15 protein-coding genes are annotated in these 17,102 nt (G+C 72.2%); 5 read left to right on the forward strand and 10 right to left on the reverse strand.

Going from position 1 to position 17,102, the window contains the following annotated elements:
* Positions 1 to 19 precede the first annotated feature (19 nt).
* The gene (locus tag DEIMA_RS16365) at positions 20 to 556 is read right to left on the reverse strand and encodes a DUF2231 domain-containing protein (protein WP_013558398.1); all 537 of its coding nucleotides are present in this window, start codon (positions 554 to 556) and stop codon (positions 20 to 22) included.
* A 127-nt stretch (positions 557 to 683) separates the two neighbouring features.
* Between DEIMA_RS16365 and DEIMA_RS16370 the strand changes: the two genes are divergently transcribed.
* Together DEIMA_RS16370 and DEIMA_RS16375 are read left to right on the forward strand one after the other, a co-directional pair.
* Positions 684 to 1,688 (forward strand): NAD(P)/FAD-dependent oxidoreductase, encoded by a 1,005-nt coding sequence (locus DEIMA_RS16370; protein ID WP_013558399.1) that lies wholly within the window; start codon positions 684 to 686, stop codon positions 1,686 to 1,688.
* A 34-nt stretch (positions 1,689 to 1,722) separates the two neighbouring features.
* On the forward strand, positions 1,723 to 2,268 hold the full coding sequence (locus DEIMA_RS16375; protein ID WP_013558400.1) for an NADPH-dependent FMN reductase: 546 nt from the start codon (positions 1,723 to 1,725) through the stop codon (positions 2,266 to 2,268).
* 1 nt (position 2,269) lies between these two features.
* Here DEIMA_RS16375 and DEIMA_RS16380 read toward each other — a convergent pair whose 3' ends face one another.
* The 7 genes from DEIMA_RS16380 to DEIMA_RS16410 all read right to left on the reverse strand — a co-directional run bounded on the left by DEIMA_RS16380 (position 2,270) and on the right by DEIMA_RS16410 (position 10,404).
* Positions 2,270 to 3,451, reverse strand: coding sequence for a molybdopterin molybdotransferase MoeA (locus DEIMA_RS16380; protein WP_013558401.1), 1,182 nt, complete (start codon positions 3,449 to 3,451; stop codon positions 2,270 to 2,272).
* Between the two features lie 101 nt (positions 3,452 to 3,552).
* A complete protein-coding gene (locus DEIMA_RS16385; RefSeq protein WP_013558402.1) occupies positions 3,553 to 6,078 on the reverse strand; it encodes a polynucleotide kinase-phosphatase in 2,526 nt (841 codons plus the stop codon).
* A gap of 9 nt (positions 6,079 to 6,087) precedes the next feature.
* Complete coding sequence (locus tag DEIMA_RS16390) at positions 6,088 to 6,810, reverse strand: hypothetical protein (protein ID WP_013558403.1); 723 nt, start codon at positions 6,808 to 6,810, stop codon at positions 6,088 to 6,090.
* Positions 6,811 to 6,871: 61 nt separating this feature from the next.
* Positions 6,872 to 7,423 (reverse strand): 3'-5' exonuclease, encoded by a 552-nt coding sequence (locus DEIMA_RS16395; RefSeq protein WP_013558404.1) that lies wholly within the window; start codon positions 7,421 to 7,423, stop codon positions 6,872 to 6,874.
* On the reverse strand, positions 7,420 to 8,175 hold the full coding sequence (locus tag DEIMA_RS16400) for a nucleotidyltransferase domain-containing protein (protein ID WP_013558405.1): 756 nt from the start codon (positions 8,173 to 8,175) through the stop codon (positions 7,420 to 7,422). The genes DEIMA_RS16395 and DEIMA_RS16400 overlap by 4 nt, the downstream gene beginning before the upstream one ends.
* 13 nt (positions 8,176 to 8,188) lie before the next feature.
* On the reverse strand, positions 8,189 to 9,064 hold the full coding sequence (locus DEIMA_RS16405) for a nucleotidyltransferase domain-containing protein (RefSeq protein ID WP_013558406.1): 876 nt from the start codon (positions 9,062 to 9,064) through the stop codon (positions 8,189 to 8,191).
* Positions 9,061 to 10,404, reverse strand: a complete 1,344-nt coding sequence (locus DEIMA_RS16410; RefSeq protein ID WP_013558407.1) for a 3' terminal RNA ribose 2'-O-methyltransferase Hen1 — start codon at positions 10,402 to 10,404, stop codon at positions 9,061 to 9,063. Before DEIMA_RS16410 ends, DEIMA_RS16405 begins: the two co-directional genes overlap by 4 nt.
* Before the next feature lie 142 nt (positions 10,405 to 10,546).
* Here DEIMA_RS16410 and DEIMA_RS16415 point away from each other — a divergent pair, with 142 nt between their 5' ends.
* Positions 10,547 to 10,756: a hypothetical protein gene (locus tag DEIMA_RS16415; protein ID WP_013558408.1), complete on the forward strand. Its 210-nt coding sequence runs from the start codon at positions 10,547 to 10,549 to the stop codon at positions 10,754 to 10,756.
* Between the two features lie 157 nt (positions 10,757 to 10,913).
* Positions 10,914 to 11,855, forward strand: a complete 942-nt coding sequence (gene hemC, locus DEIMA_RS16420; RefSeq protein ID WP_013558409.1) for a hydroxymethylbilane synthase — start codon at positions 10,914 to 10,916, stop codon at positions 11,853 to 11,855.
* Positions 11,856 to 11,907: 52 nt separating this feature from the next.
* Here the strand turns inward: hemC and DEIMA_RS16425 are convergent, their stop codons facing one another.
* Together DEIMA_RS16425 and DEIMA_RS16430 are read right to left on the reverse strand one after the other, a co-directional pair.
* The gene (locus DEIMA_RS16425) at positions 11,908 to 12,690 is read right to left on the reverse strand and encodes an SDR family oxidoreductase (protein WP_013558410.1); all 783 of its coding nucleotides are present in this window, start codon (positions 12,688 to 12,690) and stop codon (positions 11,908 to 11,910) included.
* A gap of 144 nt (positions 12,691 to 12,834) precedes the next feature.
* Entirely contained in the window at positions 12,835 to 14,454 is a 1,620-nt protein-coding gene (locus tag DEIMA_RS16430) for an aminotransferase class V-fold PLP-dependent enzyme (RefSeq protein ID WP_013558411.1), read from the reverse strand.
* A gap of 106 nt (positions 14,455 to 14,560) precedes the next feature.
* On the opposite strand from DEIMA_RS16430, the gene DEIMA_RS16435 reads away from it, so the two are divergent.
* Positions 14,561 to 16,897, forward strand: coding sequence for a penicillin acylase family protein (locus DEIMA_RS16435; protein ID WP_013558412.1), 2,337 nt, complete (start codon positions 14,561 to 14,563; stop codon positions 16,895 to 16,897).
* Positions 16,898 to 17,102: the final 205 nt, after the last annotated feature.

Raw genomic sequence — 17,102 nt, forward strand, 5'->3', positions numbered from 1 at the left:
CCGACGCGCCCGCGCGGCCTCAGCCCTGCGGTCGGTCCAGCGTCTGCCCGACGCCCAGCCCGTGATGGTACACGAGGTGCCCGCCCAGGAAGCCGCTCACGCCGGACAGCGCCAGCGCCGTGTTCGACAGCGCGCGGCCCAGCCCGCGCTGCCCACGCGCCCGCGCCCACAACGAGACGACGTTCAGCGTGAACGCCGTCTCGTTGAGCAGGCCGTGCACCACGCCGATGTTCCGCGCGGTGCCGCGCGTGTTCGCCCAGTCCAGCCACCCCAGCGCGATGGTCGGCACCGCGCCCACCGTGCCGATCAGGAGCGCCCGGTCCGCAGCCTCGTCATGTCCGGCGGCGTCCAGCACGCCCGCCACCACCCACCCGCCCAGCGGCAGGTGCACGATGGCGGGGTGCAGCGGGTGGCCCAGGCCGCGCCCGTGCACGGCGTCCGGCAGGGCGCGCTCCACCACCTGCACGTGCGGCTGAAGGGCGTCCGCGAGGGCGCCCGGCCAGGTCTGGGCCTCGAAGAATTCGTCAATGCGGTCGGCGGTCGTGGTGTGCGTCATGGGGCCTCCTTCCGCCCACCGTAAGCGCCGCCCGCGCGGACGCGCGTGAGCCGCGCCGGAACGCCCCTTCATGCGAGCGCACGCGACACGACAGTTCCGTGCGCCCGACCGGCGGTACCCTGCGCGCATGACCACCCCCGACGTCCTGATGATCGGCGCGGGCCTCGGCGGGCTCGCGTGCGCCCGCGACCTCGCCCGCGCGGGCCTGCAGGTCCGCGTGCTCGACAAGAGCCGCGGCGTGTCCGGCCGCGCCGCCACGCGCCGCACCGAGCACGCCGCCCTTGACCACGGCGCGCCGTACTTCACGGCCCGCAGCGAACGCCTCGCGCGCCTCGCGGACGGCTGGACGCGCGAAGGGTGGCTGCGCGCCTGGACGCACGGCTTCCCCACCTGGCAGGACGGCCACGTCACGCCGGCCGACGACGGCCACGCACGCTACGCGCCCACGCGCGGCATGAGCGCGCTCGGGCGGCACATGGCCGCGGACCTGAACGTCACCACGGAAACGCACGTGACGACCATCACGCGCACCGCGAGCGGCTGGCGGGCCCTCACGCCCGGTGGGGACGTGTGCGAGGCGCGCACGCTGCTGCTCAACCTGCCCGCCCCGCAACTGGCGACCCTGCTGGAAAGCGTCCCACTCGGCGACGCGGGCGGGCCACTCGACGCCGTGCAGTTCGAGCCGGTGTGGGCGCTGCTCGTCCCGCTGCGCGAGGATGTCCGCGCGGACTGGCCCGCGCTGCGCACCGACCACCCCGCCGTGACGTGGGTGGCGCGCGAGCACACCAAGCGGGCCCCGGGCGCTCCGCCGGCCCTGGTGGCGCACGCCTCGCCGGACTGGACGCGCGCACACCTGAATGCCCCCCGCGAGGAGGTCGCCTACGCGCTGCTGCAGGTGGTGCAGGGCATCACGGGACCGCTGGCGGTGCAGGACGTCAGCGCGCACCTGTGGCGGTACGCACGGCCTACCCGGCGCTTTCCGCACCCGCACGGCTGGGACGCGGGCCTACGCCTCGGCTGGTGCGGCGACTGGTGCACGCCCGACCCGCACGGCCCGCGCGTCGAGGCGGCCCTTCTCAGCGGCTGGAGCCTCGCGGGGGCCGTGCAGGACACCCCCGCGCCAAACCTCTAAACGGGGGTGCCCGGCGCGCGGTACGCTCCGCAGCATGACGAGCGTCCCCACCGTCCTGCTGCTGTCCGGGAGCCTGCGCGCCCACTCCACGAACACGGCCGTGCTGCGCACCGCGCAGGCGGTCACCCCCGCTGGCCTGCACACCGTCCTGTCAGACGATCTGGGCGCGCTGCCGCACTTCAACCCGGACGACGATCACGACCCGCTCCCGCCCGCCGTCGCAGCCTTCCGCGCGCGCCTGCGCGCCGCGGACGCGCTGCTGTTCTGCACGCCGGAGTACGCGGGCGGCCTGCCGGGCGCCTTCAAGAACCTGCTGGACTGGACCGTGGGCGGCGGCGAGACGTACGGCCGGCCCGCCGCGTGGATCAACGTGTCGGGCGTGGCGGCCCCCACGGGCGGTGAGGACGCGCACGCGGCGCTGCGCAAGGTCCTGGGGTACACGGGCGTGCGGGTCGTGGAGGCCGCGTGCCGGCGCCTCCCGCTCGCGCGGCAGGATGTCGGCGCGGACGGCCTGATCGCCTCGCCCGAGGTGCGCGCGCACCTGCAGGCCGCGCTGCTGACCCTCGCCGCGCACGCCTGAGTCACAGCAGCAGAACGTCCACCTCGTCGCCCACGCCCACGCTCGACCCGGCCGGCAGCACCGCGAGGGCGTCCGTGTCGCTCAGGGACCGCAGGACGCCGCTGCCCTGCGCGCCGTACTCGTGCACGTGCGCGCCGTCCACGGTGGCGCGCCAGTACGCGGTCTTGTCCGGCAGGCTGCGGAACGGCGTGGCGGCGCGCAGCCGCACGGTCCGTGCGGGCTGGCCGGTGAGGGCGGGCCGCGCAATCACGTGGAACACCACGAGGGCGCTCACGGGGTTGCCGGGCAGGCCGAACACCGGCAGGCCCCGCCACTCGCCCAGCAGGGCCGGCCCGCCGGGGCGCATGCGGACCTTCCAGAAGTGCACGCGGCCCCGCTCGATCAGCAGGTCACGCATGAAGTCGTAGCGGCCCATGCTGACGCCGCCGCTGGTGAGCAGCAGGTCCGCGCCGCCCACGGCGTCCAGCTGCGCGGCGAGCGCGTCCGGGGCGTCCGGCACTCGGCCCAGTGGGCGCACGTCGCACCCGGCGTCGTGCAGCAGGCCCGTCAGGCCGAAGCGGTTGCTGTCGTACACCTGCCCGGCGTGCAGCGGCTCGCCGGGCGCGACCACCTCGTCGCCGGTGGACAGCAGCGCCACGCGCAGGCGGCGGCGCACCGGCACGGTGGCGTGCCCGAGCGCCGCGGCGAGGGCCACGCGGGCGGGCGTGAGCCGCACCCCGGCCCGCATGACCACCTCGCCCGCGCAAAAATCGTTCCCCTCGTGGCGGATGTCGCGCGGGCTCGCGGGGCGTTGCAGGTGCACGGTGTCGCCGTCGCCCGTGAGCTGCTCCACCGGGCAGATGGCGTCCGCGCCGGTCGGGACGGGCGCGCCCGTGTAGATGCGCACGCACTCCCCTGCGCCCACCGTCCCGGTGAAGGGGGCGCCCGCGCGGGACTCCCCGACCACCCGCAAGGCCACGGCCGCAGTGGCGGTGGCGCCGAGTGTGTCCGCCTCGCGGCACGCGATGCCGTCCAGCGCACTTTCGGTGGCGGACGGGTGGCTGACCCGCGCGTCGAGGTCCGCGGCGAGCGTCCGCCCGAACGCCGCGCTCAGCGGCACGCGCTCCAGACCAGGGTCGGGCAGCAGGGCCGCCAGAGCGTGCACGGCGTCCGGTACGGCCACATGCATCGGGAAGTCAGGCATGACGGGAGTATACGCAGCCCAAAAGAGAAAGCCCGCTCTCGGAGCGGGCTTTGATGGTCATAAGTATAGGGCAGTATGCACCGCCGGTCAAGGCTATGCGCTCAGAGGCGCGGGTCCACCGGGTCCGTCTCGAAGGCCAGCACGCCCAGCACGCACTGATGCACGCGCCACAACGGCTCGCGACCCACAAAGCGCGTCAGGCCCTCCACGCCCAGCGCGAACTCCCGCAAGGCCCGCGCGCGCTTCGCGCCCAGGTGCCGCTCGCGCAGGCGCGCCAGGTGCTCCGGCTGCGTGTACTCCGCGCCGTAGATGATCCGCAGGTACTCCCGCCCGCGCACCTTCAGCGCCGGCTGCAGCAGCCCCTTCGGGCCGCGCGCCGTGAACGCCGCCGGTTTCACGACCATGCCCTCCCCTCCCCCACGCGTGAGGTCCAGCCACCACTGCGTCGCGGCCGCCTCGCTCGCGTCGTCACCGAGATCCACGACCGTGTGCCGCGTGGCGAGGAACAGGTCCGGCGCGGCCTCCGCGAGGCGCGCGAGCTGCTCCAGGTGCCACGCGTGCGGCTGCCCCATATGCACCCCCCCCTCGCTGGCGAGCAGGTGGAAGGGCGCCACGCGCACGTCCGCCACCGACGTGACCCGCTGCACGTACCGCCGGTACGCGTCCCGGTACGCTCCTACGTCCTGCGCGCGCGCCGCCGTGCGCTCCAGCAGGCCCTGCACCTGCAGGCCGCGCGCGCACGCGGCCTGCAGCGCCTCCACCGCCGCCGGCAGCGTCGCGTTTGCCACTGCGCCCACCGCCGCGTACTGCTCGCGGATCAGGCCTTCTGCCTTCAGGCTCCACGGCAGCACCTCCGCGTCCAGCACCACCCAGTCGGTGCCCAGCACGTCCCACAGGCCCGCCCGCTGCACGGCGGCGCGCGCGCGCTCCACGACCGCCGCTTCCAGCGCCGCGTCGAAAAACGCCCGCCCGGTGCGGGTATACACCACGCCCGCGCGGCCGTCCGCCACGCCAAACCGCCGCGCGGCCGCCGCCGCGTCCCGCGCGAGGACCAGCACCGCGCGTGACCCCATGTGCTTTTCTTCGCACACTACGCGCGCCACCCCCAACCGCCGGTAGTGCGCGAACGCCTCACGCGGGTGTTCCAGCACGTCCGCTTCCACGCTCGTCTCTGACGGGCTCATGGTGGGCGGCAGGTACACCAGCCAGCGCGGGTCCACCGCAAAGCGCCCCAGCACCTCCAGCGCGCCCGCCGTCTCCTCCTCGCGCAGCGTCACGCGGCCCAGCAGGCCCGTCTCCACCACCTGCTTCCCGAGGAAGTCCGTGACGACCAGCGGCGCCGCCGCTTCGATGCCCGCCACCTCCCGCGCCTTGAACGGCCGCGCGGGCACCGCGTACGCCCGCAGCGCCGGCACGCCCACCGTCTCCCCCTCCGGGTACCGCAGGGCCGACAGGGCCCCCCCGAACACGCACCCGGTGTCCACATTCAGGGTGTTGTTCAGCGCGCGCGGCACCGCCACGGGCGTGTGCCCGTACACGACGAGCGCCCGACCACGGTAGTCCGCCGCCCAGTCCCGGCGCAGCGGCAGCCCCGCCGCGTCCACGCCCTCGGTGTCGCCGTACAGCGCGAACTCCCGCACGCGGCCCGACGTGCGCCCCTGGTACCGCTCCGGCAGGCCCGCGTGCGCCACCACCAGCCGCCCGTCGTCCAGGACGTAATGACTCACGAGGCCACCCAGGAAGTCCAGCACCTCCGCGCGGAACGCGGGCGGCTGCGCCTCCAGCTGCGCGAGGGTGAGGTCCAGGCCGTGCGTCGCCTGCACGCGCCGCCCCGACAGCGCCCGCTCCAGCTTCACGTCGTGGTTGCCGGGCACGCACAGCGCCGCTCCGGCGCGCACCATACCCATCACGAGCCGCAGCACACCCGGCGCGTCCGGCCCACGGTCCACCAGGTCGCCCACGAACACCGCCGTGCGCCCGGGCGGCGGTGTGACGCGCAGGTCGTCCTCCACGACGTACCCGAGCGCGGTGAGCAACGCCCGCAGTTCCTCCAGGCAGCCGTGCACGTCCCCGATGATGTCGAACGGGCCCTTCAGCTCACGCCGGTTCACCCACAGCGGCACCCGCTCCACCACCGCAGCTTCCACCGCCGCCGCGCCGCGCAGGTGGAACACGTGCCGGAAGCCTTCCTTCTCCAGGTTCCGGACGCTCCGACGCAGGTCATGCGCGTGCCCGCGCACCACGCCCGCCCCGAACGGACGGTCACCGCGCACCTCGTGCCGCGCCACCAGCACGTCCTCCTCCACGTCCAGCACCACCGCGACGGGCAGCACGTCATGCGCGCGCGCCAGCTCCACGATGCGTTTGCGCGCGCTCGGCTGCACGTTCGTGGCGTCCACGACCGTCAGCAGCCCCCGCGCCAGGCGTTTCCCGGCCACGAAGTACAGGCTGTCGAACGCGTCCTCGTTCGCGTCCAGCACGTTCTCGTCGTTCGCGACCAGCGCGCGGAACGCGTCGCTTGACAGCACTTCCGGCGCGCGGAAGTGCCGCGCGGCGAACCTCGACTTCCCACTCGACGACGCCCCGATCAGCGCGACGAGACTCAACTCAGGTAATGGAATGTTCATGGACCTCGTTTACCTTCCCAGGAACAGCAGCGCGTCGCTGATGTCCTGCGCGTCCTCCTCGGACGCCTTGAAAAAAGCCTGCTCTAGAAACAGGGCAACGCTTTCGGCGGACAACCAGCGGTGCAGGTCCGGCAGGATGGTGCGGTCCTTCAGGTAGGCGTTGAAGCTTCTGCCCAGGGCGATCTGCTGCGCGTGGTCCTTGATGAACTGCGCCAAGTGCGCCGCGGCCGTCGGTGAGGTCTGCAGGAGCCAGGCGTCCAGCAGGGGCCGCAGGGACTGGCCGGCGTTCAGGGCGCTGACCAGCACGGTGGCGGTGTCCGGCCACGCCCCGGGGGTTTCCAGCGTGCGCATCCACCACGCCTGCAGGAACGTGTTCACCGCTCGCTGTTCCCCGGGCGTCAGGCCTGAATCCGCCGGCAGGTGCCGCACCCGACCGAATAAGGACTCGGGGTCCGTACCCGCACAATCAAACGCGTCTTGCGCGGCGAGGTCGTACAGCCGAGGCAACAGGAACTTGAAGTCCGCCGCGCCCCCCACCGTGAACAGCGCGGACGACGCATACGCCCGCAGGTCCTCCGGCGTCAGCGCCCGCAGGGCTTTCGTGGAGATCGGCCTCAGGTCCCGCTCGTCCGCGCAGCAGGGGCAGGCGTCGATATGCGTGGGGCGCGCGTACGCCGCGAACGTCCCGTACAGCTGTTCGAGCGCCTGGGGGTAGGCCGGTGCCGCCGTCATGCCCTGTACGCTAGCGCGCCGCCCCCGTTGGGGCATCGGCAATCCAGCGCACCGCCCCCACTCAAGTGGACGGCCAGCGCCCACCGCGCAGAAGCCCGAGGATCAGCGCGGCGATGTTCCAGGCGTCGTCCTCCCCACGGTGGTGTCGGCCCTCCAGGGGAAGGCCGGCGTGCTGCAGGGCTTCGGCCATGCCCATCCTGCGCAGGGTGTGGGCGAGCGCGTACTGCGCTTTGGCGTTCGTGTGGCGCGCGCTGAACGGGTACGGCGTGCCGGTGGCAACGCACTGCCGCTCAAACTGCTTGCGGTCGTAGTCCCCCCAGCTGGCCCAGGGGCGGCTGTCCGCGTGCAGCTCGCGGCGCAGGATCGCGCACGCTTCGGTGAACGTCACGCCATCCGCGACATCCCGGGCTGTGATGCCAGTGAGGTCCGTGCAGAACGCGCTGATCTCGGAGCGTCCGGGCCGCACCATGACGCGTCGACGGTCCACGCGTTCCAGCGTGCGCAGGTCCACGACGCAGATGCCGACCTCGATGATCTCGTTTGTCTGGCCGGGCGGGGTGGGGCCGTCCCAGCAGGTGGCCTCCACGTCAATAACGTTCAGCAGGTTATTCATGGGGTGGCCAGCCGTTCGCGGACCAGCAGGTCACTCAGGGCATTCACGACGCGCTCGTCCACAGCGTCCGGGAGGGGTGCGTTGTCCCGCGCGCGTTCCAAGTCTGCCATCAGGCGGGCGTGCTCGGCGCGGTACCGGTCGAGGGGGTCCGGCAGGGGTTCCTTTTCGGCACCGCCGACCTTCAGGGCGATCAGGTCGTTGAGGTACGGCAGCTTGAACGTATCGTTCAGGGCGATCAGGTTCGCCTCTATGGTCCCGGTGCGCATCAGGTGAATGCCGGTGAGGACCGTGCGGAAGGCGTACAGGAGCGGCTTGACGCGCGCGCGTTCCTCTTTCTCGAGGAGGCTCCACTGGTTGGTGCTGAACCCGAGATAATGGTGCGCGTGCCAACGGGTAACGGTGCGCGGCGCGAGGTCCATCAGCGCCGCGTGCGCGGGCGTGGTGTGCACGACCAGCGGCGAGAGCAGCTGCTCCAGCACGTACCCGTTGCGTTTCAGGAGGAGCCGCGCGAACTTGCCGAGGTCGTGCGTCACGAGGTCCAGTTCGATGCGCTCGTCCCGGTTCACTTCGAGGGTTTCGGCGGGCTCGTGCAGGCCGAGCAGGTCGCGGGCGGGCAGGAGGTGCGCGCCGCGCAGGTCCCAGTCGCTGTCGGCGCTGGGGAAGCCGTACAGGTGCGCGCCGCTGACCGTGGCGAACACGAGCGGGTACGGGTGGGTGGCGACCGCGGTGTGCAGTTCGGGCGGGTACGTCATGGGTGTGGTCCGTTCAGAGGGTGCGGGCGTGCTCGCGGGCGCGGAGCAGGTAGGCGTTCACGCGGTCCACGTCGGGGTGTTCGGGGAGGCGCGTGCGGGTGCGGGCGTCGTCGAACTGGCGGTGCAATCGGAGGCGCCAGGCGTTCACGTCCTCCCAGGGCATGCGTCCGGCTTTGATGTCGAGGAGGGCGTCGCGGTGCGCGCCGACGTGCACCATCACCTCGCCGCCCTCCAGCACCGCGATGCCGCTCAGCAGCAGGCGGATGAGGTGCATGGCGTGTTTCGGGCGGGGCGCGCCCACGGTGCGCCAGTCGGCTTCGAGCTTCGCGAACTGGCTGAGGACGTAGCCGTTGTAGGTGTCGTAGACGTTCGTGCTGAGGAACGCGCCGCGCAGGTCGAGAAGCTCGCGCGCAAGTGGCGTGGCGTGCGTGACGAGCGGCGTGTACAGGCATTCGAGGATGTTCGGGTTGCCTTTGAGGCCGAGGGTGAGAAACTTCCCGATCTCCCAGTACGCTTCCTCGCCCCATTCGAGTTGTTCGGGCACGCCGCGCAGGCTCCAGTGGTCCCGGGCGGGCGGGAGGTAGAAGCCGCGCAGGTCGGTGTCGCTGCTTTCGGTGTCGAGGCCGAAGGCGCGGCTGCCGACGACGCAGGTGTACTGGATATACGGCGCGAAGTCGCGCGGGTCGCGGGCGGGGAGGAGCGCTTCGCGGCGGCTGATTTTGCGCTGCACGAGGGCGTCCTCGGGGAAGGTGGCGTGCGTGCCGTCCGGGAAGTCGACGCGGGCGGTGCCGTCGCCGTTCAGGCGCGCGATCACGCCGACGGCGCCGGCGGGGTGGTCACCGTGCGCGGCGTTGAGTTTCACGTGGGTGCCTTTGTTCAGGGGGGTCATGCGGGGCCCTCGCGGGTGAAGGTGGCCATCTGGGTGGGGGGGCCGAAGGTGGGGTGCTCGTCGCCGATGCCGCTCAGAGTGACGCGGTAGCCGTGGTGGGCGGCGCTCGCGTCGGCCCAGGCGCGGAATTCCTCCCGCGTCCATTCGAAGCGGTGGTCCGCGTGGCGCACGCCGAGTTCACCCCAGACAGCGTTGTACTCGACGTTCGGCGTGGTGACGATGACGGTGGCGGGGCGGGCGTCGCCCAGGACGCTCGCGGTGAGCGCGTGGAGGCGCGGCGGGTCGAGGTGCTCAATGACCTCCACGAGCGTGGCGGCGTCGAAATGCCGCAGGCGCGGGTCGCGGTACGTGAGCGCGCCGTGCAGCAACGTGACGTGCGGGGCGGTGTCGCCGAGGCGTTCGCGCGCGCGGCGCAGCGCGGTAACGCTCACATCCACGCCGGTCACGCGCCGGAACTGCGGGTCGCCCGCGAGGCGCGCGAGGAATTTCCCCTCGCCGCAGCCGAGGTCAAGGACCGTGACAGCGCCGGCGGCGCGCAGGGCGGCGTGCACGGCGGCGTAGCGCTGCTCGTTGAGGGTGGGGCCGCGCGGTTCGGTCGGCTCGGCGGGCGCGGGGGTGCCGAGGGCCGCGCGGGCGTACGCGCGAAAACGCAGGTACCGGCGCGTGATGAACGCGCGCTCCGGGTGCGTGTCCAGCCAGCCGCCCGCGTGGCGCAGCAGCTTCTCGATCTCGTCCTCCCCGATGAAGTAGTGCTTGGCGTTGTCGAGGACGGGCAGCAGGACGTACAGGTGCTGCAGGAGGTCCTGCACGCGCTGCGGCGCGTGCAGCGTGACGTTCAGGTACGGACTGTCGCCCCACTCCGGGAACTGCTCGTCCAGGGGGAGGCGCGCGGTGTGCACGCTGTACCCGAGCGGTGCGAACAGGCGCTCCACGAGGCCCGCGTCGAGATCGCCGTCGTCGGCGCGGGCGGGCACGGCGGGGAGCGTGGCCGTGAGCGGCAGCGCCACGTCAGCCAGTTCCGGTCGGCCCGTGCAGCGTCCGGTGAGGGCGGTGCGGTACGCGGCGTTCAGCGCGACACTCATGAAGCTGCCGGGCACGTACGGGCGGTCGTTCACGTACGGCTCCAGGGGCGCCCCACCGGGGCGGGCGCGGCGTGAGAGGCGCACGGGGTCCACGTCGAGCAGCAGCGTGAACGCGGTGCGCGCGTCGGTCGCCTCGGGCGCGAACACGTGCACCGTCCCGAACGGCAGGTCCGTGCTGTACGGGTGGTCCGGGTGTTTGTGCAGCAGGAACCCGAGGTCCCGCGCGGGGGCGTGCGTGGTGGCGATGGTAAGCAGCAAGGCGACCTCCGGTTCCGAGGGTAGCAGCGACCTCCGTGGCGGGCATGCGCACATCGGCCTGCATGAAGGCCCGTGAACGCTGCGTTCAGAGGCGTGGGGGTGGGGGCGCGTAGCGTGGGACGTACCTGAAGGAGGTGCTCGTATGACCAGCCCGTACGACCGTCCGTCCGCCCCGGCGACCGAGCCGACCGACGCGCCCGCCCCCATGCCGGAGCAGATGCCCCCGCACGACGCGCCCACACCCGTCATGGACCCGCCCGCGAACCCGGACCTGCCGGGCCTGCCCGAGCCGGACCCGACCAGCAACCCGGACACGCCGGGCCTGCCTGAACCCATGCCCGCCATGATCTGAGCGCGCCGCCGCCCCGGTGGGTGCAGGGAACCGAAGGTGGGTTTGCTGCACCCACTGGGGAAAACCGTGTCCCCGCGCGGCCCGGCGGTGGCCGCGGCGGCCACCGCCGGGGTGGTTCATGAGGCAGGCCACGGCGCGCACACGTGCGGATGCCATAATGCGGGGCGTGAGTCGTTCGATTACTGTCGGGACGCGCGGCAGCGCGCTCGCCCTCGCGCAGACCCGCTGGGTCGTGGCGCGCCTCAAGGAGGAATGGCCGGACACGGAGTTCCGCATTCAGACCATCAGCACCAAGGGTGACCGGGACCGCAGCAGCCTGGAGACGCTCGCGCAGAAGGGCGACAAGGGCTTCTGGGTGAAGGAGATCGAGGACGCGCTGCTGAGCAGCCGCATCGACATTGCGGTGCACAGCCTCAAGGACCTGCCGACCGCGCAGCCGGAGGGCCTGGAGATTTCCAGCATTCCGAAGCGCGTGGAGGCGCGTGACGCGCTGATCGGCAAGGAAGGCATGAAGCGCCTCGTGGACCTGCCGCAGGGCGCGCGCATCGGGACGAGCAGCGTGCGCCGCAAGGCGTTCCTGCGGGCGTTCCGCCCGGACCTGGACGTGAAGGACCTGCGCGGCAACGTGGATACGCGCCTCGCGGCGCTCGCCGGGAACGAGTACGACGCGATCATTCTCGCGGCGGCGGGCCTGACGCGCCTGGAGATGCGCAACCGCATTGATGAGCTGGTGGACCCGGACATCCTGCTGCCCGCGCCGGGGCAGGGGGCGCTCGCGCTGGAGACCCGTTCGGACGACGACCTGGCGGTGGAGGTGGCGTACGCCATTCATGACCGCGCGACGGATGACCGCACGACGGCGGAACGCGAGTTCCTCGCGGGCCTCGGGGCGGGCTGCATGGCGCCCGTGGGGGCCCTGGCGACCCTGAAGGGCGGCGTGCTGACCCTGGAAGGCTGGGTGGGGGCGCTGGACGGCACGCAGGTGATTCGCGCAACCATCGAGGGGGACGCGGACGAGTGCGCGGACCTCGGCGCGCAGCTGGCCGAGGACATGCTCGCGCAGGGCGCGCAGGCGCTCATCGACGCCGCGAAGGTCTGACGTTCCGAGGGCAGGGGCCTCCGCGTGTGCGGAGGCCCCTGCCTTGCGAGGTTCAGCGGAGCAGGGAGGCGCCGCCGTCCACGTAGATGTCCACGCCGGACACGTGCCGACCGAGGTCCGATGCGAGGAACAGGCAGGTGTCGGCGACGTCCACGGGTTCGCCTTCGCCGCCGTGCAGGGCCGGGTTCCCTTCGGGCAGTTCGACCTGAATGCCGATCTGGTCCGTGTCGCGCTGCTCGGTGCGCTGCTCGATGTTGGTGTGGATCTTGCCGGGGCAGACGGCGTTCACGCGGATGCCGTGCCGGCCGAGTTCCAGCGCGATCATTTTCATGAACGCCACCTGCCCGGCTTTGCTGGTGCTGTACGCGCTCGCGCCGGGGGTGCTGAAGGTGCGGTTGCCGTTCACGCTGCTGGTAATGATGATGCTGCCGCCGCCCGCGCGCTTGAGGTGCGGGACGGCGTAATGGACGGTGAGGTACGTGCCGGTGAGGTTGATGGCGAGCGTGCGGTGCCATTCGTCCGGCTGAAGTTCGTCGATGGGCGTCCAGACGCCGTTGATGCCGGCGTTCGCGAAGACGATGTCGAGGCGGCCGTACGTGTCGACGGCGGTGCTGATGGCCGCTTCGACAGAAGGTGCGTCACTGACGTCGCAGTGGACGTAGGTGGCGCGGTGGCCGGCACGTTCGAGTTCCTGCTGGAGCTTCTGGCCCTCGTCGTCCTGCATGTCGGCGAGGACCACGTGGGCGCCTTCCTGCGCGAAGCGCCTCGCGGTGCCGGCGCCGATACCACTTGCGGCACCGGTGATGAACGCAACCTTGTCTTTCAGCATGGCCATGACGGTCTCCTTTGGGACGATGGGGCGTTGCCGCCGCGGCCTGGGGTGGCGCCGCGGCGGTTGAGCCTGTCATAACACCCACGGTCCGGGCGCGCGTGGGCGCGTCATCATGGAAGCTTCGCGGGACCTTGAGGATTCTCGTGTTCAGTACGCGAAGAACACGAGGTCGCGGGGCACGCCGTCCGGGATGGCGCGCGCCTGGCCACGTTCAAGGCGCGCGGCGAGCGCGCGGGCGTCCTGCAGGTACTGCGCGTACGGGACGGGCGCCTGCTCGGTGGCGAGCGGCGGGAGCGTGAACAGGTCCGGCAGGGGGGCGTCGGCCGGGTGCGTCCACGCGCCGCTTTCCCAGTCGAAGTCGTACTGCGGCACGAACAGCGGTCCGTATTCCGCGATGAACTCGATGGCGCTCAGCAGGAAGTCCACCTCGTCGTCGCTGATCCACGGCGCGAGGCTCAGGCGCGTCCAGCCGGGTTTCAGGCCGCCCTGGTGCCCGAGGATGCAGGTGAGGTAGCGGGCGCTGCGGTCGTCGTCGATGCCGAGCAGGGCGTGGCCGTACGGCCCGGCGCACGCGCAGCCGCCGCGCGCCTGAATGCCGAACAGGTCGTTCAGGAGGCGCACGACGAGGCGCGGGTGCAGGTACGTGCCGTCCTGGTCGGTGCGGATCAGGAAGCTGAGGAACGCGAGGCGCTCCGCGTTGGGGTTGCCGAGCACGTGCACGCGGGGGTTTGGCGTGAGGCGCGCGAGGGCGAGCCGGGCGAGCTGGTGCTCGCGCGCCTCGATGCGCGCCAGGCCGAGGTGTTCCTTGGCGCGGAAGGCGAAGGCGGCGCGGAGCTTGCCGAGGATGGCGGGCGTGCCGGCGTCCTCGCGCGCCTCGACGTCCTCGATGAAGTGGTGCGCGGTGCGGCTCACGTAGTGGACGGTGCCGCCGCCGGCGGTGCTGGGCGCGGCGAGGTGGTAGAGGTGCCCCTGCAGGCACAGCAGGCCGGGCGTGCCCGGCCCGCCCGCGAGTTTGTGGGGGCTGAGGAACACGGCGTCGTACCCGTCGCTCTGGCCGGGTTTCATGTCGATGCGGACGTACGGGGCGCTCGCGGCGAAGTCGAAGCAGGCGTACGCGCCGTGCGCGTGCAGCAGGCGCGCGAGGGTGCGGGTGTCGGTGAGCAGGCCGGTGACGTTGCTGGCGGCACTGAACGACCCGATTTTCGGGCGGCCGTCGAAGCGCGGGTCGCGCAGCAGGGTGCGCAGGGCCTCCAGGTCGATGCCGCCGCGCGGGCACAGGGGCACCTCGATGACTTCCGCGAGCGTTTCGCGCCAGGTGACCTCGTTGCTGTGGTGCTCGTACGGGCCGACGAACACGACGGGGCGTTCGGTGTCGGGCAGGGCCGCGAGGACGCGTTCGCGGTGTGCGGAGGGCACGGTGAGCCCGAGGATGTCCTGCAGGCGTTTCACGGCGGCGGTGCTGCCGCTGCCGCAGTACAGCAGGTGGCAGGTGCTGTCCGCGCCAAGCTGCGTCTTGAGGTACGTGGTGGCCTGGTGCGTGAGGTGCGTGAGGTACGCGCCGGTGGCACTGTCCTCGGTGTGGGTATTGGCGTACAGCGGGAGGACGCGTTCGGTGAGGGTGCGTTCGACGCTGCGCAGCGCGCGCCCGGACGCGACGTGGTCGGCGTAGGTGACGCGCCGCTCCCCGAACGGCGTGCGGATGAGGGTGTCCGTGCCGATCAGGTCCGCGCGGAAGGCGGCGAAGGCGTCCTGGGTCGCGTCATGCATGCTTCATGGTACGCGGGTAGCGTCTGGAACGGCAAAAAAACCACTTGATGAGTCATCTTGTCATCGGGTGCTAGAGTGCCAGCCAGAGTCAAAGGAGGAAACGTTAATGCTGCGCTTAAACAGGGTGGGTGGCGTGCTGCTGCTGCTCGTGGTGTTGGTGGGGGCGGCGCTGGTGGCGCTCGCGACGGTCACGCGCCCGCGCACGACCGGGGCGCTCCAGTTGCGGGGCCTGAACGGCCCGGTGACGGTCACGCGGGACCGCTGGGGCGTGCCGCACATCCGCGCGTCCGCGTCCGACACGGACGCTCTATACGCCCTGGGGTTCGTGCACGCCCAGGACCGGTTGTGGCAGATGGAGTTCCAGCGGCGCGTCGCGCAGGGCCGCTTGAGTGAGGTGCTGGGCGAGGCGGCCCTCCCGCAGGACAAATTCCTGCGCACCTGGGGCTTTTACCGCGCGGCGCAGGCGGCGCTGCCCACCCTGAACGCGCGCACGCGCGCCCTCGTGAGTGCTTACACGGCCGGCGTGAACGCCGCCATCGCGCAGGACCGCGTGCCGCTGGAGTTCCGCCTGCTGCGCTTCCGCCCGGAACCATGGACGGACGTGGACAGCATCGCGTGGCAGAAGCTGATGGCGTACGACCTGGGCGGCAACTGGGACCAAGAGCTGCTGGGCCGCGAGGTGCTGGAGAAACTCGGCCCGGACCGCCTGAACCAGGTGCTCCCGCCGTACCCGAAGTCCGGCCCGACCATCCTGAGCGGCCAGGACCTGCCGCGCGCGCGCACCGCCTCCGACCAGGGCGCGGCGCTCCCGCAGGAGGCCCTGCGGGAGTTGCGGGGCACGCTCGCAGCGGCGCGCGCGCTGGGCTTCGAGAACGCGCCCGGCAAGGGCAGCAACGACTGGGTGCTCGGCCCGTCACGCACCACGACGGGCGGGCCGATCCTCGCGGACGACCCGCACCTGAAGCTGAGCGCGCCGATGCTGTGGTACCTCGCGGACGTGCGCGGCCCGGACCTGCACGTGATCGGCGCGACCATCCCAGGCCTGCCCGGCGTCGTCATCGGCCGCAACGACCGCGTCGCGTGGGGCGTCACGAACGTGAACCCGGACGTGCAGGACCTCTACGTGGAGGGCGCCAGCGCGAAACTCACGACGCGCACCGAGGTGATCCGCGTGAAAGGCCAGGACGACGTGCGCCTCACCGTGCAGGAAAGCGCGCACGGCCCGATCATCAGCGGCGTGAATGACCGCGCCGGGCACGTCGGTCCGCGCGTCGCGCTGAAATGGACGGCGCTGATGGGCGGCGACACGACCTTCGACGCGTTCCTCGGCCTGAACTACGCGCGCAACTGGACGGACTTCACAGCGGCGCTGCGCGCGTACGTGGCGCCCAGTCAGAACTTCGTGTACGCCGACGTGGACGGCAACATCGGCTACTACGCGCCCGGCCGCATCCCCATCCGGCGCGGCTGGGACGGCAGCCTGCCCGTGCCCGGTGACGGCACGCACGAGTGGACGGGGTACATCCCGTTCGAGGCGCTGCCACACACCTTCAACCCGCCCGAGGCGCAGGTCGTCACCGCGAACAACAAGGTCGTGCCGGACAGCTTCCCGTACGCCCTCGCGAACGAACGCCTCTGGTCGGAACCGTACCGCGCCGCGCGCATCCTCGAAGGCCTGAACGCCCACCCGAAACTGGGCGTGGAGGACGTGCAGCGCGTGCAGCAGGACACCCGCAGTTCGGTATGGCGGGACCTGAAGCCGTTCCTGCTCGCCACCCGCCCGGACGGCGACGCGAGCGCACGCGCGCTGGACCTGCTGCGCGCGTGGGACGGGCAGGAACGCACGGACAGCGCCGCACCGACCGTGTTCGAGGGGTGGCTGCTGAACCTGCAGAACATGGCGCAGGACGAACTGGGCGCCGGCGTACGCCTGAACAGCCTCGCGGTCCTGAACCAGCTGCGTGCGCGCGGCCCGCTGTGCGCCGAGGGCGGGCAGGGCGACTGCGCGCGCCTGCTCACGCGGACGCTCGCGGCGACCGTCACGGCCCTGCAGGGCCGCCTTGGGCAGGACCCGAACGGCTGGACGTGGGGCCGCGTGCACGTGAGCCGCAGTGACCACGGCGCGTTCGGCGGCGTGCAAGCCCTCGCGTGGCTGTGGAACCGCAGCGTCAGCGCGCCCGGCGGCACGAACACCGTGAACGTCGCCCGCCCCGCCGACGCGTCGCTGGCGTTCACGCACGCGCCCAGCTACCGGCAGGTGATCGATCTCGCACACCCGAACCGCAGCGTGTTCATCGGCACGCTCGGGCAGTCCGGGAACGTCTTCAGCGAGCACTACGCCGACCAGCAGGCACTGTGGGCGCGCGGCGCGTACCTGCCCATGAGCACCGACCCACGCGACTGGGGCCGCACGCAGACGCTCACGCTCACGCCCGGCCAGTAACCACACGTCCCCAGTTTCCGCCGGAACCGAACACAAGCGCCCCCGCTCACGTGGGGGCGTCCGCATGCATGACCCCATCCACCGGCCCAACCTGCTCCTGCCGGACGTCACGCGGCCCGCCACGGACAGCAAGCGCGTGCGCCGCGTGGTGCGGGACGTGTACCCCCGTCCCGCCCGGCCCAGCGAGGCCCTGAACGACGGGGAC

This window comes from Deinococcus maricopensis DSM 21211 (genome assembly GCF_000186385.1).
Classification (GTDB): domain Bacteria; phylum Deinococcota; class Deinococci; order Deinococcales; family Deinococcaceae; genus Deinococcus_B; species Deinococcus_B maricopensis.